This is a genomic window from Nocardioides eburneiflavus, from assembly GCF_004785795.1.
In the GTDB taxonomy this organism is placed as follows: Bacteria; Actinomycetota; Actinomycetes; order Propionibacteriales; family Nocardioidaceae; genus Nocardioides; species Nocardioides eburneiflavus.
Genome location: NZ_SRRO01000001.1, coordinates 924,216 through 944,321 on the forward strand (window position 1 = coordinate 924,216; position 20,106 = coordinate 944,321).

The 20,106-nt window shown below is 72.3% G+C and carries 21 protein-coding genes; 9 read left to right on the forward strand and 12 right to left on the reverse strand.

All coding sequences use genetic code 11. The features are described from left to right. Nucleotides 1–88: 88 nt before the first annotated feature. Nucleotides 89–1,510: an MFS transporter gene (locus tag EXE59_RS04375; RefSeq protein ID WP_246056495.1), complete on the forward strand. Its 1,422-nt coding sequence runs from the start codon at nt 89–91 to the stop codon at nt 1,508–1,510. A gap of 8 nt (nt 1,511–1,518) precedes the next feature. Here the strand turns inward: EXE59_RS04375 and EXE59_RS04380 are convergent, their stop codons facing one another. Continuing rightward, nucleotides 1,519–2,667, reverse strand: coding sequence for an alpha/beta hydrolase family protein (locus EXE59_RS04380; RefSeq protein WP_135837804.1), 1,149 nt, complete (start codon nt 2,665–2,667; stop codon nt 1,519–1,521). Nucleotides 2,668–2,756: 89 nt separating this feature from the next. Between EXE59_RS04380 and EXE59_RS04385 the strand changes: the two genes are divergently transcribed. Together EXE59_RS04385 and EXE59_RS04390 are read left to right on the forward strand one after the other, a co-directional pair. Next, a complete protein-coding gene (locus EXE59_RS04385; RefSeq protein ID WP_135837805.1) occupies nt 2,757–3,617 on the forward strand; it encodes a sigma-70 family RNA polymerase sigma factor in 861 nt (286 codons plus the stop codon). 64 nt (nt 3,618–3,681) lie between these two features. Further along, entirely contained in the window at nt 3,682–3,918 is a 237-nt protein-coding gene (locus EXE59_RS04390) for a DUF1059 domain-containing protein (protein ID WP_135837806.1), read from the forward strand. 368 nt (nt 3,919–4,286) lie between these two features. Here EXE59_RS04390 and EXE59_RS04400 read toward each other — a convergent pair whose 3' ends face one another. Continuing rightward, on the reverse strand, nt 4,287–4,502 hold the full coding sequence (locus EXE59_RS04400; protein WP_135837807.1) for a hypothetical protein: 216 nt from the start codon (nt 4,500–4,502) through the stop codon (nt 4,287–4,289). Between the two features lie 104 nt (nt 4,503–4,606). On the opposite strand from EXE59_RS04400, the gene EXE59_RS04405 reads away from it, so the two are divergent. Then, nucleotides 4,607–4,984 carry a DUF1304 domain-containing protein gene (locus EXE59_RS04405; RefSeq protein WP_135837808.1) on the forward strand — a complete coding sequence of 126 codons (378 nt, stop codon included), beginning with the start codon at nt 4,607–4,609 and terminating at the stop codon, nt 4,982–4,984. Nucleotides 4,985–5,159: 175 nt separating this feature from the next. Here EXE59_RS04405 and EXE59_RS04410 read toward each other — a convergent pair whose 3' ends face one another. The 5 genes from EXE59_RS04410 to EXE59_RS04430 form a co-directional block, all read right to left on the reverse strand. Then, nucleotides 5,160–6,821: an NAD(P)/FAD-dependent oxidoreductase gene (locus tag EXE59_RS04410; protein ID WP_135837809.1), complete on the reverse strand. Its 1,662-nt coding sequence runs from the start codon at nt 6,819–6,821 to the stop codon at nt 5,160–5,162. Nucleotides 6,822–6,917: 96 nt separating this feature from the next. Next, nucleotides 6,918–8,762 (reverse strand): Na+/H+ antiporter, encoded by a 1,845-nt coding sequence (locus tag EXE59_RS04415; RefSeq protein ID WP_135837810.1) that lies wholly within the window; start codon nt 8,760–8,762, stop codon nt 6,918–6,920. Between the two features lie 45 nt (nt 8,763–8,807). After that, complete coding sequence (locus EXE59_RS04420) at nt 8,808–9,371, reverse strand: dihydrofolate reductase family protein (protein ID WP_135837811.1); 564 nt, start codon at nt 9,369–9,371, stop codon at nt 8,808–8,810. A gap of 52 nt (nt 9,372–9,423) precedes the next feature. Then, a complete protein-coding gene (locus EXE59_RS04425; RefSeq protein ID WP_135837812.1) occupies nt 9,424–9,912 on the reverse strand; it encodes an SRPBCC family protein in 489 nt (162 codons plus the stop codon). Nucleotides 9,913–9,916: 4 nt separating this feature from the next. Beyond that, nucleotides 9,917–10,279, reverse strand: coding sequence for an ArsR/SmtB family transcription factor (locus tag EXE59_RS04430; protein ID WP_135837813.1), 363 nt, complete (start codon nt 10,277–10,279; stop codon nt 9,917–9,919). A 171-nt stretch (nt 10,280–10,450) separates the two neighbouring features. Between EXE59_RS04430 and EXE59_RS04435 the strand changes: the two genes are divergently transcribed. Further along, the gene (locus EXE59_RS04435) at nt 10,451–11,431 is read left to right on the forward strand and encodes a serine/threonine-protein kinase (protein ID WP_210428884.1); all 981 of its coding nucleotides are present in this window, start codon (nt 10,451–10,453) and stop codon (nt 11,429–11,431) included. A gap of 39 nt (nt 11,432–11,470) precedes the next feature. On the opposite strand, the gene EXE59_RS04440 is transcribed toward EXE59_RS04435, so the two are convergent. Next, nucleotides 11,471–12,154 carry an alpha/beta fold hydrolase gene (locus tag EXE59_RS04440; protein WP_135837815.1) on the reverse strand — a complete coding sequence of 228 codons (684 nt, stop codon included), beginning with the start codon at nt 12,152–12,154 and terminating at the stop codon, nt 11,471–11,473. A 125-nt stretch (nt 12,155–12,279) separates the two neighbouring features. Here EXE59_RS04440 and EXE59_RS04445 point away from each other — a divergent pair, with 125 nt between their 5' ends. Further along, the gene (locus tag EXE59_RS04445; RefSeq protein WP_135837816.1) at nt 12,280–13,245 is read left to right on the forward strand and encodes a helix-turn-helix transcriptional regulator; all 966 of its coding nucleotides are present in this window, start codon (nt 12,280–12,282) and stop codon (nt 13,243–13,245) included. Here the strand turns inward: EXE59_RS04445 and EXE59_RS04450 are convergent. After that, on the reverse strand, nt 13,235–13,867 hold the full coding sequence (locus EXE59_RS04450) for a hypothetical protein (RefSeq protein ID WP_135837817.1): 633 nt from the start codon (nt 13,865–13,867) through the stop codon (nt 13,235–13,237). The two genes, EXE59_RS04445 and EXE59_RS04450, sit on opposite strands and share 11 nt — an antisense overlap. Before the next feature lie 38 nt (nt 13,868–13,905). On the opposite strand from EXE59_RS04450, the gene EXE59_RS23655 reads away from it, so the two are divergent. Further along, nucleotides 13,906–14,079 carry a hypothetical protein gene (locus EXE59_RS23655; protein WP_168218404.1) on the forward strand — a complete coding sequence of 58 codons (174 nt, stop codon included), beginning with the start codon at nt 13,906–13,908 and terminating at the stop codon, nt 14,077–14,079. A 151-nt stretch (nt 14,080–14,230) separates the two neighbouring features. Here EXE59_RS23655 and EXE59_RS04455 read toward each other — a convergent pair whose 3' ends face one another. Together EXE59_RS04455 and EXE59_RS04460 are read right to left on the reverse strand one after the other, a co-directional pair. After that, on the reverse strand, nt 14,231–14,644 hold the full coding sequence (locus EXE59_RS04455) for a DUF1801 domain-containing protein (protein WP_135837818.1): 414 nt from the start codon (nt 14,642–14,644) through the stop codon (nt 14,231–14,233). A gap of 164 nt (nt 14,645–14,808) precedes the next feature. Then, entirely contained in the window at nt 14,809–15,411 is a 603-nt protein-coding gene (locus tag EXE59_RS04460) for a LysE/ArgO family amino acid transporter (RefSeq protein ID WP_135837819.1), read from the reverse strand. 128 nt (nt 15,412–15,539) lie between these two features. Here EXE59_RS04460 and EXE59_RS04465 point away from each other — a divergent pair, with 128 nt between their 5' ends. Both EXE59_RS04465 and EXE59_RS04470 read left to right on the forward strand, forming a co-directional pair. After that, a complete protein-coding gene (locus EXE59_RS04465) occupies nt 15,540–16,319 on the forward strand; it encodes an ABC transporter ATP-binding protein (RefSeq protein ID WP_246056496.1) in 780 nt (259 codons plus the stop codon). Next, nucleotides 16,319–18,898 carry an ABC transporter permease gene (locus EXE59_RS04470; RefSeq protein ID WP_135837820.1) on the forward strand — a complete coding sequence of 860 codons (2,580 nt, stop codon included), beginning with the start codon at nt 16,319–16,321 and terminating at the stop codon, nt 18,896–18,898. The genes EXE59_RS04465 and EXE59_RS04470 overlap by 1 nt, the downstream gene beginning before the upstream one ends. A 7-nt stretch (nt 18,899–18,905) precedes the next feature. Here the strand turns inward: EXE59_RS04470 and EXE59_RS04475 are convergent, their stop codons facing one another. Further along, nucleotides 18,906–19,946: a DNA polymerase IV gene (locus EXE59_RS04475; RefSeq protein ID WP_210428885.1), complete on the reverse strand. Its 1,041-nt coding sequence runs from the start codon at nt 19,944–19,946 to the stop codon at nt 18,906–18,908. Nucleotides 19,947–20,106: the final 160 nt, after the last annotated feature.

Consider the following 20,106-nt stretch of genomic DNA (forward strand, 5'->3'; position numbering starts at 1 on the left):
GGTGGCACGCGACGTACGACGAAGCCGCTGCGTGGGCGCCACCAAAGTCGGAGGCGCACTGTCGGTGGTTGAGCCTAGGGTTCTCCCTGTGCCCCTGGACGACTTCGAGCCGATCCCGGCGGACCCCGCGGCGCCGCAGGTGGAGGCCCACCTGCCGCCGGGCGTGACGCGCGGCGTCGAGACGCTGCGCGCCTTCCGGCAGGTCCTGGCCAACACGCTCGTCGCCAACGTGACGTCGAGCTTCCTCTGGTTCGCGCTCACCTTCTGGGCCTACCTCGAGACCCGCTCGGTGATGGCCACGGCCATCATCGGCGGCGGGTTCATGCTGTTCACGGCCGTCTTCGGGACCTACTTCGGCACCCTCGTCGACCGGCACCGCAAGAAGCAGGTGATGGTCGCGTCCTCGACGGTCACCCTGGTGACCTACGCGCTGTCCGGCGGTCTGTGGCTGCTGCTCGGCGAGGACCGGCTGGCCGACTGGGGCAGCCCGTGGTTCTGGCTGTTCGCCGCGGTCATCCTCGTTGGCGGCGTCGTCGAGAGCCTGCGCAACATCGCGCTCTCCACGACCGTCACCCTGCTCGTGCCCGAGGACGGCCGCGACAAGGCCAACGGCCTCGTCGGCACCGTCCAGGGCATCGCGTTCATGATCACCAGCGTCTTCAGCGGCCTGAGCGTCGGCCTGCTCGGCATGGGCTGGACCCTCGCGATCGCGATCGCGCTGACGGGCGCGTCGCTGCTCCACCTGGTGCCGATCGCGATCCCCGAGCTCGACCCCGACCCCGACGCGACCGGCTCGCGCTTCGACGTCCGCGGCGCGATCGCCGCCATCACCGCGGTGCCCGGGCTCGTCGCGCTCATCCTCTTCTCGACGTTCAACAACCTCGTCAGTGGCGTCTACATCGCGCTGATGGACCCCTACGGCCTGACGCTCTTCAGCGTCGAGCTGTGGGGCATCGTGCTCGGCGTCACCGGGCTGGGCTTCGTGGTCGGCGGTGGGCTGGTCGCCCGCTTCGGTCTCGGCGCCAACCCGGTGCGCACCCTGCTGCTCGTCAACCTGGGCATCGCCGTGCTCGGCATGACCTTCACCCTGCGCGAGTGGCCCTGGCTCTACGTCCTCGGCATCTTCGCCTTCATGGCGATCATCCCGGCAGCCGAGGCGTCCGAGCAGACGATCCTCCAGCGGGTCGTCCCCTACCGCACCCAGGGCCGCGTCTTCGGCTTCGCCCAGAGCGTCGAGCTCGCGGCCAGCCCGATCTCGGCGTTCCTGATCGGACCGATCGCCGAGTTCGCGCTCATCCCCTACATGGAGTCATCGGTGGGTCGCGAGACCTGGGGGTGGCTGCTCGGCGACGGCGAGGCGCGCGGGATCGCGCTGGTCTTCCTCGGCGCCGGCGCGATCATGTTCGTGGCCGTCCTCGTCGCGCTCGCCTCGGCGCCCTACCGCCGGCTGTCGGCCGCGTACGCCGCCGCGCCGCCGCAGCAGCTCGAGGCCGCGGGCGCTGGAGACTGAGGCGTCGATCAGGCCGGCATCCGGGCGTCGAGGAACCGCACGGTCCGGTCCATCGCGGCGACGAACGCCGGGCCGAAGGCGTGCGCGTCGTCGTACCACTCGAGCGTGGCGTCCACGCCTGCCCGCGTCATCGCGCGCTGCGTCGCCCGCGCCCACGCCGGCGGACAGGTGTCGTCGAACCGGCCGTGCACCATGAGCACCGGCTCGGTGATCTCCCCGAAGAGCGGGCGCGGCGAGAGGCCACGCCAGAAGGCGGGGTCCTCGCCGGGGAGGCCGTGCCGGCCACGGAAGCCGGCCTTCAGCTGGGCCAGGGGTGCGTCCGGGCGCTGGAACTGGGCGAAGTTCTCCGCCTCGAGGCTCGACACCGACGCCCACCCGACGCCGGCGGCGAACAGTCCCGGCTCGGCGGCCAGCGCCTTCATCATCACGCCGCCGCCCATCGACCGGCCGAACAGCGCGATGCGGTCGTCGTCCACCCGGACCTCGCGCGAGTCGCGCAGTGCGTGGAGCGCGGCGACGGCGTCGGCGGCATAGCCGAGGCGTACGGCCGTCTCCACCCGCGGATCGTCGGTCGACTCGGCGTGGTTGCGGTAGTCGACGTGGAGGGCGACGTAGCCGCGCTGCGCCAGGAAGCCGCGCTCGCGCGTCATGCCCTGCCCACGCACGTAGTAGGCCGGGTCGATGTAGCCGTGCGCCAGGACGACGGCGGGGAACGGGCCGCGCCCGGTCGGCACGTTGAGCACGCCGCTGATCCGCAGCGGCCGCGTGCCCCTGCCGGCGGTCGTCGAGGCGAAGGTGACGTCGTACGACGTGTACGCCGACGTCCGCTCGCGCACCGCCCCCAGCCGGAGGTCGCCGCCGGTCAGGTCGGCCCGGGCGAGGGCGGCCATCGAGATGGGATCCACCGGCTCGGGTTCCCCGGTCGGCTCCTCGGTGGGCTGCTCCGCCGGCTCCTCGGTGGGCTCCTCGGTGGGCTCGTCGGTGGGCTCCTCGGCCGGCTCCTCGGTGGGCTCGGGCGCGCTGGTCGCGCTCGGCGTCTCGTCCGGGCTGCCGGGCGCCGGCTGCTCGCTGGTGCATCCGGCGAGCAGCACCAGGGCTGCGATCAGGGCCGTGATCGTCGGAAGGTGGCCGGCGGCTCGGAGCCGGGGGGCGTCCATGCGCTCCAGTGTGCGGGAGGGCTGGTCACACTTCGGGCCGCTCGCTCGTCATCGGGTTGGAATGATGCGATCGACGAAGGGTGGACGTGATGGACCAGGTGAAGGCCTTCGAGGCCGAGCGGCCGCGCCTGCTGGCACTGGCCGGCCGGGTGCTGGCCGACCACGCCGAGGCCGAGGACGTCGTGCAGCAGGCGTGGCTCCGGCTCGACCGTGCCACCACGCGCGACGGCACCGACATCGACAACCTGCCGGCCTGGCTGACGACCGTCACCACCCGGCTCTGCCTGGACCGGTTGCGGGCGCGTACGCCTGTCCCCGTCGACGACCTCGACGACGCGGGCGAGGTGTGGGCGCGACCGCCGGTCGACCCCGCCGACGACGTCGCCCTGGCCGACACGGTGGGCGTCGCCCTCCAGGCGGTGATCGACCGCCTGTCGCCGCGCGAGCGGGTCGCGTTCGTCCTGCACGACAGCTTCGGCTTCGAGTTCGCCACGATCGCCGCCGTCCTCGACACGACTCCCACGGCCGCCCGCAAGCTCGCCTCGCGCGCCCGTGCGAAGGTCGCCCAGCCCGCCGCCGAGGACGCCCTCGCCGACTGGGAGGTGGTCGACGCCTTCATGGCGGCAGCCCGCGGGGGCGACCTCGACCGGCTGCTGCAGCTGCTCGCCCCCGATGCCGTCGTCGGAGCCGACGACGCCGCCGTCCTCGCCGGTACGCCCGCCTCGATCGAGGGCCGCGGCGAGGTCGCGGCGTTCTTCAACGGCAGCGCCCAAGCGGCGCTGGCCGTCTTCGTCGGCGACCGCCCGGCGTCGGCCTGGTTCCACCGCGGCCGCGCCGCCGTCGTCTTCGACTTCACCGTCGAGGAGGGCCGGGTCGCGGCGATCACGTTCCGCGCCGACCCCGACGTCCTCGACAGCGTCGTCCGTCGCGACGGCGCGTCACCCCGGTGAGCGCACCGGTCACACCTGCCGTCCCCCGATCGTCGACCCACCACCACCCCACGGAGGAGAACCCATGAAGACCATGACCTGCCGCCAGCTCGGCGGCCCCTGCGACCTCGCGCACCGCGGCGAGACCCACGACGACGTGATCAACGCCCAGGACCAGCACCTCAAGCAGGCCGAGAAGGAGGGCGACGCCGCCCACCAGCCCGCCCGCGACGAGATGAAGGGCCGCTGGCGGCACCCCAGGAAGTCGCTCGGCTGGTACCGCGAGATGAAGCAGGCCTTCGCGGACCTGCCCGAGGACTGATCGGCGTCAGCGGCGGGCGCGGCGGTCGGAGAGCAGCCAGGCCGCCCCGGACGCGGCCGCGGTGACGCCGAGCACCGACGGGCCAGGTGCCGACCTTCCTCGCGAGCGGGTGCGAGACCCCCATCGCGGTCCAGTACGCCGCGGTCAGCCCCGCGGCCAGCGGCACGCCACCCACGGCGTACCACTGACGGGCGGCGAGCACGTTGGCGCCGAGCATCGCGACCCCGCCGAGAGGGCGTACGCCGGTCTGCTGGGCGAGCGCGAAGCCGCCCACGAGGCCGGTGGCGAGCAGGGGAGCGGTCGGGGTCCGGGCGAGGTCGGGCACGCTCCGACCCTAGCGAGCGGCCGACGCCAGTGGCAGCTCGCGGCTACTCGCTGGGCTCGGGCGTGTCGACGTCGACGTCGGCGCACTTGACCTTGGGGTTGAGGCCGGCGTAGTTGAGCGGCCCCGCGACGATGTTGAGCGCGATGTCACTCGCCTCGGAGCAGTTGGTCTCCGCGTCGTCGAAGTAGCCGCGCTGAAAGGCGGCGAACGCACCGATGACGAGCCAGACCACCAGCAGGATGCCGATCAGTCGTCCCATGGGACCTCCTCGATCCTCGCGGCGGGGTAGCCGTACGCCCCACTGTGTCGGTGCCGCGCTCGTCGTGCCACCCTCCCAGGGGTAGGCGCCCCTAGGGTGCAGGCATGACGATCTTCACGGTGGGCTTCTCGGTGCTGGCGGCGCTGCTCCACGTCTACATCTGGTTCCTGGAGTCGTTCCGCTGGACGCACCCCTCGACGCGGCGGACGTTCGGCGTGTCCGAGGCGGACGCCGAGGTGCTGCGGCCGATGGCCTACAACCAGGGCTTCTACAACCTGTTCCTCGCGATCATCACCCTCGTCGGCGTCGCCCTGCTCGAGCCCGAGCACTGGGTCGGCTCCGCCCTCGCGCTGGCCGGCACCGGGTCGATGCTCGCCGCCGCGATCGTGCTCGCCACCCACGACCGCTCGATGGTGCGCGCTGCGCTCATGCAGGGCACGCTGCCGGCGCTGGCGGTGCTGTTCCTGCTGCTGGAGCTCTGAGGCGGGCCCGCGCGACCCTCGCGTCCGATGGACTTCCACCCGTACGCGTGGAAGTTCAGGGCCTGAACCGCCTCCTCACGCTCAGCGGCGGATGGATTTCCACCCGTACGCGTGGAAGTTCAGCGGCGGGCGGCGGGCGGCGGGCGGTGACAGCGGGAGGCGGAGCCCGACGGCCCTACTGCGCCAGCCAGGCGTGCACCGACGACACGACGGACGCGCCCTCGCCGGTCGCCGAGGCGACGCGCTTCATCGAGCCCGCCCGGATGTCGCCGCCGCAGAAGATCCCCGGCACCGTGGTCGCCAGGTCCTCCGGGGGCAGGGCGTCGACCCACTGCTCGGGCGGGATGTCACGCCCCGTCAGCACGAAGCCGTGCTCGTCGCGCAGCACCACGTCGGGCAGCCAGCTGCACTCGGGCGCGGCGCCGAGCAGCAGGAACAGCCCGCGTGCCTCGACCCGCTCCTGCTCCCCGGTGTCGACGTCCTCGAGGTCGAGCCACGCGAGGTGGCCGACGTCGTCGGGGCCGCCGTCCACGACCCGGCTCGAGCCGCGCACCGAGATCCGCGGGTTCCACTCGATCTCGTCGATCAGGTAGGACGACATCGTCGCGGTCAGGTCGGGGCGGCGTACGACGATGGTGACCGAGCGCGCGAAGCGGGCGGCGTGGATCGCCGCCTGCCCGGCGGAGTTGCCGCCGCCGACCACGACGACGTCGTCGCCGGCGAGCTCGCGCGCTGCCGCCATCGCGGCGCCGTAGTAGACCCCGCGCCCGACCAGCTCCTCGATGGAGTCGACGCCGAGGCGCCGGTAGTCGACCCCCGTGGCGACGAGGACCGTCCGCGTGTGCACGTCGCCACCGTCGGTGTGCACGACGTGGTGCCCGCCGTCGGCGCACTCGGAGATGCCCGTGGCCGGCCACCCGGTGAAGAAGCGGGTGCCGAAGCGCAGCGCCTGGCCGCGCGCCCGCTGGGCCAGCCGCATGCCCGAGATGCCGCGCGGGAAGCCGAGGTAGTTGCGGATCATCGAGCTGGTGCCCGCCTGCCCGCCGATGGCCTCGGCCTCGAGGCAGACCGTCGAGAGCCCCTCGCTGGAGGCGTACACGCTGGCGGCCAGCCCGGCCGGGCCTGCCCCCACGACGACGAGGTCGACCACCTCGTCGACGTCGATCTCGTCGGGGCGGCCGTAGAGCTGGTTGGCGAGGGAGCGTACGTCGGGGCAGTGGCCGCACCAGCCCACCATCGACGACACCACCGGCCAGCGTCCCTCGTCCTCGGGGCAGAGCGCCATCACCTCGCGGCCCACCTCGCTGTCGGGGTGGTGCACGCCGGCGGGCAGCCCGACCCGGGAGAGGTAGTCGAGGAGCTGACGGGTCAGCGCGTCCTTCTCCGGCGTGATGATGCGGACGTTCTCGACGACGGGCGCCGCGACGGTGGCGTTCCACTCGTTGAGCAGCTCGCCCACCGCTCCGTGGAACTCCTCGTCGCGCGGGCCCTGCGGCATCAGCAGCAGCGCGTCCACCTTGCCGGCGGCGACCGCGTGCCGGAACGCCTGGCTGTCCGCGCGGAAGCGGCTGATGTGCGCGACCACGAGCCGTCGCGCCGTCGGGACGACCTTCCGGGTGCCGCCGATCAGGGCGTAGAGCTTGTCCTGGTCGTGGTCGCTGTCGATGACGAAGAGCGCGACCTGGTGCCCGCCGGACATCAGCTCCTTGGCCGTGACCTTCGCCGAGATCTCGTCGCCGACCAGTCGTACGTCGTACTCCCGCTCGTAGCGCGCGAAGGCCTCGGACAGCTCGGTCTGGTGGTTCGCGGAGGCGATGACGATCGCAGGAGCGCCCATTTTCCCAGCCTAGACCCCGATATCTGAGGAAGGCATGGTCGCGGAACCGGGCTCAGGACGTTCACGGCGTCCTCAGACATCGCGGTCGGGGAGCGGTCAGCCCGTCAGGCTGTGGACGTAGCACCAGCGCCACGACTCGCCCGCGTCGGCGGACTCCACGACCGGGTGGAGGGACTCGTGGAAGTGCCCGGTGGCGTGCCGGCCGATCGAGGAGTCGCAGCACCCGACGTGCCCGCACGTGAGGCACTCGCGCAGCGAGACCCACGGCGTGCCGTCGGCGAGGCAGGTGGCGCACGCGGGATCGGCGACGGTCTCGACGGCCGGGTGCGTCTCGAGGTCCTCGCAGACGATGCCCGCGGTGAAGGCGAGCGTCCCGTCGCGTACGCCCTCGCGCGCCGAGGTGCCGGCGTCGAGCATCGACTCCTCGATGTCGAGCAGGCCCAGCACCTGGCGCACCACGTCGGAGGCGACCCGGCCCTCGCTGCGGACCTTGAGCACCTTGGCCCGCTCGGCGTCGATCATCTCGCCGCGGATCCGCGCGTAGAGCTCCGAGGGGGTCTCCTCGCCGGTGGTCGTGGCCAGCTGCTCCCAGGCGGCGAACGAGCGCTGGTCGAGACGGCCCCGGATCTGGTCGACGACGCCGTGGTGGTCCTCGTACTCGAGCTCGTCGAGCCGGCGCACACCCGCGTCGGCCGCCCACTGCAGCAGCGCGGCGCGCGAGAGCGCGTCCTCGGCCGGGTCGGGCGACGGCACCCCGAGGGTGCGCTTGAGGAGGGGGAGGGTGAGCCCCTGGACGAGGAGCGTGCCGGCGACGACCGTGAAGGCGACGAGGAGCAGGACCTCGCGGTGCGGGGTGTCCTCGGGGATGACGAAGGCCGCGGCGAGCGTGACCACGCCGCGCATCCCGGCCCAGCCGACCAGGAAGGTCCACGAGGCGGGGAGCGGGTTGTCGCCCATCCGGCGGAAGAGCAGCGTGGAGAACACCCAGCCCAGGCGGACCACCACCACGGTCAGGAGGACCGCCACGCAGACGAGCGCGATGCGTGCGGGCGAGAGGGTGGACTCGGTGACGTCCTCGAGGATCCAGTCGAGCTGGAGGCCGATGAGCAGGAAGACGGTGTTCTCGAGCAGGAAGGCGACGGTGCCCCACGTGATCCGCTCGGTGATCCGTGACTGCGCGGTCTGGATGATCGGCGCCTTGTGCCCGAGCAGGAGACCGGCGACGACGACCGAGATCACGCCCGACGCGTGGACCTCCTCGGCGGCGACGTAGGCCGCGAACGGGGTGAGGAAGGAGATCCCGGTGTCCATCAGCGGGTCGGTGATCCGCCGCCGGAGCCGGGCGACGACCCAGAAGGCCGCGAACCCGATGAGCGCGCCGCCCCCGGCCGCGCGCACGAAGTCGAGCCCGACCTCGGCCACCGTCAGGCTGCCGGCGAGGAAGGCGATGGCGGTGCGGAGCGTGACCAGGGCGGTGGCGTCGTTGAGCAGCGACTCGCCCTCGAGGATCGTCACCACCCGGCGCGGCAGCCCGATGCGTCTCGCGACGGCGGTCGCGGCGACCGCGTCGGGCGGAGCGACGACGGCGCCGATGGCGATCGCGGCCGCCCAGCCGAGCCCGGGGACGAGCCACTGCGCGACCGCCCCGACGGCCAGCGCGGTGAGGACGACGAGCAGCACCGACAGGCGCAGGATCGACCCGCGGTTGGCGTTGAAGTCGACCAGCGAGGTCTGGATCGCCGCCGCGTAGAGCAGCGGCGGCAGCAGGCCCAGCAGGACCACCTCGGACTCGAGGTGGATCGTCGGCAGGCCCGGGAGGTACGACGCCGCGCCGCCGACGACCACCAGCAGGAGCGGGGCAGGGACGTGCACCCGCTCGCTGACGGCGGCGACGGCCAGGACCACGGCCGCCATCGAGACGAGCAGCAGGGCGATCTCCACGGGGAGAGTGTCCCAGACCGCGGGCGCTCGTCTCGCTGGTCGATCTCAGTGCACGACGTCGTAGACCTGGAGCGTGATCCCGTTGCCGTACGCCGCGTGCTCGGTCAGCGTGAGCGCGGTCTTGTCGCCCTCGGCGAAGAGCTTCTTGCCGCTGCCGAGCAGCAGCGGGAAGACGAGCAGGTGGTAGCGGTCGACCAGTCCCGCACGGGCCAGGCCCTGCGCGAGGGTGGCGCTGCCGTGGACGTGGATCTCGCCGCCCTCGGTCTCCTTGAGCTCCGCCACCGCGTCGAGGGAACGCAGGACGCCCACCTCGCCGTCGCCCCACGGCGCGGTGTCGCCGGGGAGCGTGGTGGACACGACGTAGCGCGGCATCGCGTTGTAGGTCGCGAACTCCTCCATCGTCGGCCAGTGCGGCACGAACTCGTCGTAGGACTGCCGGCCGAACAGCAGGGCGGAGGCCTGCTCGGTCTCGCGGCCCTTGATCTCGTAGGCCGCCTCGTCGAACGGGACGTCCGTGAAGGTCCACCCGGCGTACGGGTGGTCCCCGCCTCCCGGGGAGTCGACGATGCCGTCGACAGTGATGAACTCGGTGACGACGATGGGGCGCACGGGTCTCTCCTGACGCTGGGTGATGGTGGGTGGTGGTGGGTGGTCGCCCGCGTCAGGACGCGAGCAGCTCGTCGATCTGGTTGATGGCGAGCGTCGAGCCCTCGACGACGCCCATGTCGAGCACCTGCTGCAGCGCCTCGGCGCTCGCGTACGTCGCCACGAAGGTGGCCCGGGTGGACCCGTCGACCTCGGTGAAGTCGTAGACCTGCGACGACTCCGGCAGCTCGGTGTTGGGGGCGAAGGTCTCGTCGAGGGCGAAGCCGTCCTTGAAGGTGAAGCCCTTCGGCTGGTCCACGCTGGTGACGTCCCAGTAGGCGTAGTACTTCTCGCCCTCGGGGCTGGTCATGTAGTAGTTCATCCGGCCGCCGGGGACCAGCTCGTGGTCGACGAAGGTCGCGGGGTAGCCCGGGGGACCCCACACGCGCTCGAGCTGGCGCGGGTCGGCGTACACCTCCCACACGCGCTCGACCGGCGCGGCGAAGTCGGCGGTGATGGTCAGGGTGAGGGCGTCGAGGTCGTGCTGGACGTCGGTGACAGGCATGGGTTCAGTCCGTTCGGTGAGTGGGTGTGGTGTCCTGCTGGGTCTCGGCGGCGAAGAGCTCGTCCATCCGGGAGATGCGGCCGCGCCAGAGCGCTTCGAGGTCGGTGAGCATCGCGCCCACCGACCGCACCGCCTCCACGTCGCCGCTGGCCAGGGCCTCGCGACCCTGCCGACGCTTGGTCAGCAGGCCCGCCCGCTCCAGCACGGCGACGTGCTTCTGCACGGCGGCGAAGCTCATGTCGTAGCTGCGCGCCAGGGCCGAGACGGAGTGCTCGCCGGCCAGCACGCGGCGCAGGATGTCGCGGCGCGTGCGGTCGGAGAGTGCGTGGAACCAGGCGTCGGCCCGGTCCTCGTCCTGCTCGGTCATGGGACTAACGTACAACCAAATGGTTGTACGTTGTCAAGGGGTCCACCCCGAGGGATGTGCCTCGCGCATGAAAAGGCGGGATCCGGTCACTGAGGCCGTAGCATCCGATGCTGGCGTGGTCTGCGCGCCCGATCCGACCGGAAGTGGGGCACTGCTCGAATGAACAGGCTCGTGGAAGGACTCCGTCTCGGGGACCGCTACGTGCTGCGGGAGCGGATCGCCTCCGGCGGCATGGCCGACGTGTGGCGCGCCGTCGACGACGTGCTCAAGCGCGACGTCGCGGTCAAGGTGATGCGCGCCGACCCGGACAACGAGGAGATCTTCCTCGAGCGGTTCCGCGACGAGGCGCAGCACTCGGCCGCCCTGCTGCACACCAACATCACGACCGTCTTCGACTTCGGCGAGGACGACCACCGGAACTACCTGGTGATGGAGCTCGTCGAGGGCCTCCCGCTCTCCGCGGTCATCCGCGAGCAGGGGGCGATGGCGCCCGAGCCGGTGCGCTCGATCCTCGGCCAGGCCGCGCTCGCGCTCGCCACGGCGCACGAGGCCGGCGTGGTGCACCGCGACGTCAAGCCGGCCAACATCCTCGTCCGCGAGGACGGGCTGGTGAAGCTCACCGACTTCGGCATCGCCCGCGCGATCGACGCGATCGGTCACACCCGCGTCGGCGAGATGCTCGGCACCCCCAACTACATCAGCCCCGAGCAGGCCGTCGGGCAGCCGGCGACCGGCGCCAGCGACCTCTACTCGCTAGGCGTGGTCGCCCACGAGATGCTCACGGGCAACCGTCCCTTCGACCGCGGTACGCCGATCGCGACGGCGCTGTGCCACGTCAACGAGCCGCCGCCGGCGCTGGACGAGGACGTCCCGGAGGATCTTCGCGCCGTCGTGGCGTCGCTGCTCGAGAAGGACCCCGCCGACCGCCCGGACAACGCGCTCGCCGTCGCGGTGATGCTCGGGATGGCGCCGCCCGAGCTCGCCGACGTCGACGTCGACGCCGACGTGGTCTCGGGAGCGTCGAGCGGCTACGTCGTCCTCCCGGTCACCCCGCTGACCCCGTCGACGCCGCTCGAGGCGGTGTCGCCCCCCGACCGCGCGCCGGCCGACATCCCGACGATGGCCGCCGCCCCGGAGGAGCTCCTCGACTGAGGAGCCCCCGTGCTGCCCCCGCCGGGTCCCCGCCGGGACCTACCTGCGGGCGGCCTCGTCCAGCAGCGCCGCCAGCGCGGCCGGCTGGGTGAACATCGGCCAGTGGCCGGAGTCGATGTCGACGAGCTCGAGCGCCTTCGCGTCGGCGAGCTCGGGCACGTCTCCGGCGTCGATCCACTCCTGCGCCTGGGCAGGGGTGAACTCCGGGCACACCAGCGTCAGCGGTACGCCGTGGCGGCGCTCGTCGGTCCAGCGGACCGTCCCCTTCGTGACGCCCACCGGCACCGGGTGCGCGCCCGCGGCGAACTCGGCCTTGAGCTCGGGCGACATGTCGTCGGAGTCGGGTCCCTCGAAGGGCTCCCAGCCCGGGAACGCGACCGCGTCGCCGTCGGTCTCGAAGAAGTCGGCGTACGAGCCGCCGTCGGTCGTCGGGAAGCCGCCGATCAGCACCACCCCGGTCACCGCGTCGGGGCGCCGGTCGGCCGCGACCCAGGCCAGCGTGCAGGCGGCCGAGTGGCCGACCACGAGCGGACGACCCTCGGCCGCGTCGACCGCCGCGAGGACCGCGCCCGCCTGGTCGTCGTACGTCGCCGACGTGGCGCCGTCGCCCTGGCCGGGCAGCGTGACCGCGATGCCGCGGTGGCCCAGCTTCTTCAGCTCGGGGAGCACGGCGTCCCACGCCGAGCCGTCGAGCCAGAGTCCGGGGATGAGCACGATGTCCATGGGTTCTCCTTGACCTTCGTCGGTTGAGGTGCGAGCGAAGCGAGCCTCGAAACCACTCGCTGCCCGACAGACGCTAGACCTCATTCCGGACGGTCCACTTCCTGAATCAGTGTCACCATCGATCCATGAGCGAGATCAGCCCCACCGCCCGCGCCCTGCGAGCCCTCGACATCCTGCAGGGCCGGCCCGGGATCACCGCCACCGAGCTGGCCGGGCGGCTCGGCGTCACCGAGCGCGCCGCGCGCCGCTACGTCGCGATCCTGCGCGAGGCCGACATCCCGGTCGAGTCCGTGCGCGGCCCCTACGGCGGCTACACCCTGGGGCGCGGGCTGCGGCTGCCGCCGCTCGTCTTCTCCGCGACCGAGGCGCTCGGCCTGGTGATGGCCGCCCTCGACTCCCAGCACGCGGCGGCCGACCCCGAGGACCCGGTCGGCTCGGCGCTGGGCAAGATCCTGCGGGTGCTGCCGACCAACGTCGCGCGGCAGGCGGTCGCCCTGCGGGACACCGCGCGTACGGTCCCCGAGCGGGCGTCGGTGAAGCCCGACGCGGGCGTGACCTCCGACCTCGTCGCCGCGGTCGCGGCGCAGCGGCAGGTGCGCATCGGCTACCGGACGGCGGCGGGCAACGCCCGCACCTTCGAGGTGGACCCGTGGTCGGTGGTGGTGCGCTACGGCCGGTGGTACCTGCTGTGCCGGTCCCACCACGCCGACGCGCTGCGCACCTTCCGCATCGACCGCGTGACCGAGGTCGTCCAGCTCGAGGACGGCTTCGAGGTGCCCGCCGACCTCGACCCGGCGAAGGAGCTCGAGGCCAACCTCGGCAAGGGCTGGGAGCACGAGACCCACCTGGTCTTCGACGCCCGGGTCGACGAGGTGCGCCCGTGGATCCGTCCCACGCTCGGCGACCTGCGCGAGCTGCCCGACGGCCGGTGCGAGCTCGTCGGCAGCACCAGCAACGCGGAGGCGTACGCCGGGGAGTGGCTCGCCCACGTGCCGATCCCGTTCACCGTGGTGGGCGGCCCCGAGCTCCGGGAGGCCGTACGGGCGGTGGCCGAGCGGATGGCGCGCTCCGTCGACCGGGTCAGCGGCTGACCGCGACCTCCTTGCCCAGCGTCCAGCCGGGCGAGATCGGCAGGTAGTCGCCGCTCCAGAACTTGCCGGGGTCGTACCAGGTGGCGCGGCGGTCGTTGCGCAGGATGCCCATCTCGATGTAGCAGGTCGCCACGATCTCGGCGCAGAACGCGGCCTCCGGGGTGACCTTGCGTCCGCGCTTGCGGTGCGGCACGTAGGCGTCGCGGCCGCGCAGCCACCGGGCACCGAGGCGCGTGAGGCTGGGGAAGGAGACTCCGTCGAGGCGGGCGACGGCGCGCAGCATGCCGTCCTCCTCGTCGCGGCCGATCTCGGGGTCGAGCTGCCGCAGCCACGCGTCCTGGTCGTACTCGCCCTGCCACCGCGCGACCGCCTCGCGCAGGTCGTGCAGCTGGACGCCGCGGTGGTGCGCACCGGTCCAGACGTCGAGCTGCTTCTTGCCGAGCTCGGCGTGGAAGATCAGCGGCGGCAGGTCGTCGACGACGACGGCCATCCCGACGTGGTTGACCGGCGAGTTGGTGACGGCGCGGATGGCCCGGTCCGGCGCCCGGCGCCCGCGGAACAGCCAGATGTCGCCGCTGCGGGTGAGGTCGACCGCCTGGTCGAGGGTCAGCGCCGATGCCATGCGCGCAGTCTGCCCCACCGAGGCCTACGCTTGACGACATGCGCGCATGGAAGCTGCTCGGCCTCGCCGGCATCCTGGCCGGCGTGGCCACCGGTGCCGCGGTCGCCCGCGACGAGCGCGTACGCCGCCACTACGACGCCGGCGAGATCCGCGAGCGGCTGCACAAGCGCCACGACGAGGCGCTCGCGCGGGAGGCACCCCCCGCCGGTTGAGCAGCGAACCCCGCACCACTCGCTGGTTGAGCAGCGAACCCCGCATCACTCGCTGGTTGAGCAGCGAGCGCAGCATCACTCGCTGGTTGAGCAGCGAGCGCAGCACCACTCGCTGGTTGAGCAGCGAGCGCAGCGAGCGTGTCGAAACCCGTCACCTCTCGCGGTGGTTCTCCCGCCATGCCCGCCTGACCATCTCGGTCAGGACCTCGCGGTCGAGGGCGTCGAGCTTCTTGACGTACACGCAGCCCTTGCCGGTGGTGTGCGGGCCGAGGCGCTCGAGCAGGTCGTCGTTGGAGCCGTAGTAGGTCAGGCCGTAGAACGTCAGTGCCGCCTTGCGCGGCGCCAGCCCGACCGCGAACCACTCGCGCTCCTTGCCGTCGGCGGTCGTGTACGGCTGGCGGCCGAAGCCGATCATCGACGGTCCCCAGACCACCGGCTCGACGCCGGTGACCTCCCGCATCAGGTCGAGCGCCGCGCGGGCGTCCTCGCGCCGTCGTACGTCTGGGGTCGACTCGATGACGTCGTCGACGGAGGCGTCGGTCGGGACGGTCTTGCGGTCGCTCATGTGGGTCATCCTGCTCCTGTCGCCGCGACGCGGGGTAGCCCCCAGACCCCGGTGGGGTAGTCCAGTGGAATGTGGCTGTGTTTCCAACCCGTACGCAGCCATATCCCGCTCGTCTACCCGGGCTGGCAGCCAGAAGTCACTGGACTACCCCGCCCGCGGAGGGGTCAGGCGCCGAGCGCCAGGCGTACGGCGATCGCCAGCATCACGAGCCCGATGAGCACGTCGAGGACCTGCCAGGCGCGGGGGCTCGCCAGCCGCGGCGCGGCCAGCCGGGCGCCGTACGCCAGGCCGGCGAACCAGGCGATGCTCGCGACGCAGGCGCCGAGGGCGAACCACCAGCGACCGGTCGGGCCGTGGGTGCCGGCGATCGAGCCGAGCAGCAGGACGGTGTCGAGGTAGACGTGCGGGTTCAGCCAGGTCAGCGCGACCGCGCGGGTCACGACACCGCCGCGCGACTCGACCGCGTCGTCACCCACGGCGAGGACCTGGGGCGTACGGGCGCGGCGCAGCGAGCCGACGCCGTACACCGTCAGGAACGCGACGCCGAGCCAGCGGACCACCTCGACCGCCCACGCTGCGCGGTCCACCACGACGCCGATCCCCGCGACGCCGGCGAGGATGAGGACGACGTCGGAGAGCGCGCAGATCGCGACCACGAGGCCGACGTGGCTGTGGCGCAGGCCCTGGCGGAGCACGAAGGCGTTCTGGGCCCCGATCGCCACGATCAGGGACAGGCCGGTCAGCAACCCGGCGACGACGTCTCCCACGCCGACAATGTAGGGGCGTGCCCGATCTGGACTGGTCTGGACCCCGAGCAACCCCTGACAGTTGTCAGGGTCGGCTGGGGGTCTTATCCCATGGCCGCCTGTCTGCGCCCCCTGCCAGACTTGCCGGCATGAGTGAGCGACCCATGGGGGAGGCGACGCGAGGCGTCGCGGCGAGTGCACATGACCTGGTCAAGACCTACGGCTCCGAGGAGGCAGAGGTCCGGGCCCTGGACGGGGTCACGGTCGACCTGATGAAGGGTGAGTTCACCGCGATCATGGGGCCCTCGGGCTCCGGCAAGTCGACGCTGATGCACTGCCTGGCGGCCCTCGACACCCCGACCTCGGGCGACGCGGTGGTCGACGGCACCGGCCTGGCTGGGCTCAAGGACAAGGCGTTGACCACCCTGCGCCGGGAGAAGGTCGGCTTCGTCTTCCAGGCGTTCAACCTGATCCCGACCCTCACCGCCCGCGAGAACATCCTGCTCCCGCTCGACCTCGCCGGCCGCAAGGTCGACCAGGCGTGGTTCGACGCGGTGATCGACGCCGTCGGCCTGCGCGACCGGCTCAGCCACCGCCCCAGCGAGATGTCCGGCGGCCAGCAGCAGCGGGTGGCGTGCGCCCGCGCCCTGGTGTCCAAGCCCTCGATCGTCTTCGCCGACGAGCCCACCGGCAACCTCGACTCCACCAGCTCGGCGGAGGTCCTCGGTTTCCTGCGGCGTTCGGTCGACGAGTTCGGCCAGACCATCGTGATGGTCACCCACGACCCGGTCGCGGCCTCCTACACCGACCGCATCCTCTTCCTCGCCGACGGCAGGATCGTCGACGAGCTGCGCGACCCCGACCGCGACGCGATCCTCGCCAAGATGGCGGGCCTTCAGGACCTCGCGACGGCCAAGGCGGCCGGCTGATGTTCCGCCTCACCTGGCGCAACCTGCTGGCCCGCAAGGTCCGGCTCCTGATGAGCGCCCTCGCGATCGTGCTCGGCATCGGGTTCCTCGCCGGCGTGCTCACCTTCAGCAGCGGCCTGGGCAAGACGTTCGACGGGATCATCGAGGGCACCAACGCCGACGCGCAGGCGCAGCCGGCCGGCTCCAACTCGTGGCAGCAGATCGGTGCGGGGGACACCCTCACCATCTCGCCGGACGAGGTGGCCGAGCTCGCCGCGCTCCCCGAGGTCGCGCAGGCCGACGGCACCGTCGACAGCCAGGCGCTCTACGTCGCCGACACCGACGGCAACCTCGTCGGCAGCGGCGGCGCACCCACGATCTCCTTCAACCGAACCGACACGCCCAACCTCCTCGGCGACCCCATCATGGAGCTCACCGAGGGGCGCTGGCCCGACGCCGACGACGAGATCGCGCTCGACCCGTCCGCGGCCGACCGGGCCGGCTACGAGGTCGGCGACGACGTCACGGTCTTCCCGCCCGGCGCCGTCGGCTTCGGCTCCGCCGCCGACGAGCAGCCACCCACCACGACCCTGCGCCTCGTCGGTCTGGCCGGCTTCTCCGGTGGCGGTGGCACGGCGGGCTCGACCCTGGTCACCTTCAGCACGTCCGGCGCGCAGGCGATGTTCCTCGACGGCGAGGACGTCTTCACCAAGGTCGCACTGACCGCGGCCGAGGGGGTCTCACAGCAGGAGCTGGTCGACGCCGCCGACGCCGTCCTGCCCGAGGGCTACGAGGCCGTCACCGGTGACGAGCTCGTCGACCAGCAGCAGAGCGCCATCGGCGAGTTCCTCGGGTTCATCTCGATCTTCCTCGGCGTCTTCGCCGTCATCGCGGTGATCGTCGGCGGCTTCATCATCGCCAACACGTTCTCCATCCTCGTCGCGCAGCGCATCCGCGAGCTCGCCCTGCTGCGCGCCCTGGGCGCCAGCCGCAAGCAGGTGCGCCGCTCGGTGCTGGTCGAGGCCACGATGATGGCCGTCATCGGCAGCACCCTCGGCCTGCTCGTCGGGCTCGGCCTGGCTCGTGGCCTGGCGTCCCTGTTCGGCAGCTTCGGCCTGGAGATCAACTCCGCGGTGCTCAACCTCAGCCCGACGACCGTCGCGGCCGCGTACGCCGTCGGCATCGTCGTCACGCTGGTCTCGGCCTACCTCCCGGCGCGGCGCGCCTCCAAGGTGGCGCCCGTCGCGGCGATGCGCGAGGACACGGCGACCACCGAGGGCAGCCTGCGGCGCCGTACGCTCATCGGGGCCGTGCTGCTGGTGCTCGGCGCCGGCATCGCCATCGCCGGCGTGGTCGGCGCACCCGGCAACGACGCCGCTTGGATCGGTGTCGGCGCGGTGATCTGGGTCCTGACGGTCGCCGCGATCGCCGCGGTGCTCGGTCGCCCGGTCCTGGTGGCGTGCCGGGCGCTCTTCGCCCGGGTCTTCGGCACCACCGGCCGGCTGGCCGGCGACAACGCCATCCGCAACCCCCGCCGTACGGGTGCGACCGCCTCCGCGCTGATGATCGGCCTCACCCTGGTCTCGGCCGTCGGCGTCCTGGCGGCCTCGATGAGCGCGACCCTCGACGACGTCGTCGACGAGCAGTTCACCGCCGACTTCCTCGTGCAGTCGCCGGTCTTCGCCGCGTTCAACCCCGCCATCGCCCGCCAGATGTCCGAGGTCGACGGCGTCGAGGTGGTCTCCCAGCAGCAGGGCTACCTCGGGCTGGTCGAGGACGACGTCGAGCCGTCGTTCATCTTCGGCACCGATGCCGAGTTCTCCGAGATCTACGACCTGCCGATGGTCGCCGGGTCGCCCACCTTCACCGGCGACCAGACCCTGATCAACGAGTCCACGGCCGAGAAGTACGACGTGGGGGTCGGCGACGAGCTCACGATCCGTTTCCCCGGCGACAACGACGTCGACGTGACCGTCAGCGGCATCTCCGAGGACAACGAGGTCGCGGGCGCCATCAACGTCCCGTTCAGCGTCCTCCGGAAGGGCGAGATCAAGCGGTCCGACATCTCGCTGTCGATCAACCTCGCCGCCGGCGCCGACAAGGCCGCCGTGGGCCGGGAGCTCAAGGCGCTCGTCGCCGACTTCCCGATCGTCGCCGTGCAGGACAAGCAGGAGTTCGCCGACAGCCTGAAGGGGCAGATCAACCAGCTGCTCTACATGGTCTACGGACTGCTGGCGCTGTCGATCGTCATCGCGATCATCGGCATCGTCAACACCCTCAGCCTCAGCGTCATCGAGCGCACCCGGGAGATCGGCCTGCTCCGTGCGGTCGGCCTGTCACGGCGCCGCCTGCGCCGGATGGTGACGCTCGAGTCGGTGACGATCTCGGTCATGGGTGCGGTCCTCGGGCTGGCGCTCGGCCTGGTCATCGGGGTGCTGCTGCAGCGCTCGCTCCGGGACGACCTCACGGCCCTGGCGATCCCGCTGACGAGCCTGGTGACCTTCCTCGTGGTCGCGGTGGTCTTCGGCGTGCTGGCCGCGATCGTCCCGGCGATCCGCGCCTCGCGGATGAAGGTGCTCGACGCCATCGCCACGGAGTGATCCCGGCTCAGTAGCCGCCCTCGGGCGGGACCATCTCGCCCCGGACGCCGAGCAGGCGGACGGGGCGCTGGTCGTCGAGCGCGACGAACAGCTCGAGAGCGGTGCGGGCGATCACGTCCACGTCGTACGTCGGCTCCGCGAGCTTGCGGACCTTGGTGAGGGTGAAGAACGGGGCGAAGCGCACCTTGAGGTGGACCCGCATGACGGCGCGCCCCTCCTTGAGCACGTCGTCGACGACGCGCTCGGCCAGCTCGCGCAGGGCGGCACGTACGTCGTCGGGCGTGGTGAGGTCGGCCTGGTAGGTCGTCTCGCGGCCGTGGGCGCGCGCCACCCACGGGGTGTCGTCGGGCCGGGCGCGACCGCCGCCGCGACCGAGCCGGCCGAGGTGGGGGCCGTTGGTCGGGCCGAAGGCGGCGACCAGGTCGGCGTCGTCGGCCGACGCGAGGTCGGCGACCGTACGGATGCCGATCGCCTCGAGGCGCCCGCCGATCCTCGTTCCGACTCCCCACAGCGCGGTCGTCGGCCGCTCGCCCATGACCTCCATCCAGGTGTCGCGGGTGAGCTGGAAGGTGCCCTGCGGCTTGCCGAACTCGGTCGCGATCTTGGCGCGCACGAGGGTGTCGCCGATGCCGACCGAGCAGTGCAGACCGGTGGCCTCCAGCACCGCGGCCTGGATCTCGCGGGCCGTCGCGACGGGGTCGTCGGTCTCGACGCCGACGAACGCCTCGTCCCAGCCGAGCACCTCGACGACCGCGCCGGGGACCGACCGCAGGGTCTCCATCACCCGCGCCGACGCCTCCTCGTAGACCGGGAAGTCGACGGGCAGGAAGACCGCGTCGGGGGAGCGGCGCTTCGCGAGTCGCAGGGCCAGCCCGGACCGTACGCCGTGGGCGCGCGCCTCGTAGGACGCGGTCGACACCACGGCCCGCTCCGTCGGGTCGCCGCGGCCGCCGACGACGACGGGCAGGCCGACCAGCTCGGGTCGGCGCAGCAGCTCGACGGCGACGAGGAACTGGTCCATGTCGACGTGGAGCACCCAGTGGGTCACCTCGTCATCATGGCCGAGGGATCCGACAGCGCCAGCACGTAGACACGCGGACACAAGGTCGCGCCGGCGAGGTGGGCCACGCTCGGCAAGCACGCGCGTGGCGAGTTCTGTCCGCGCGTCCACGCGGGGCTGGAGCCGCCACCCCTGCGGGGGTCCGCTG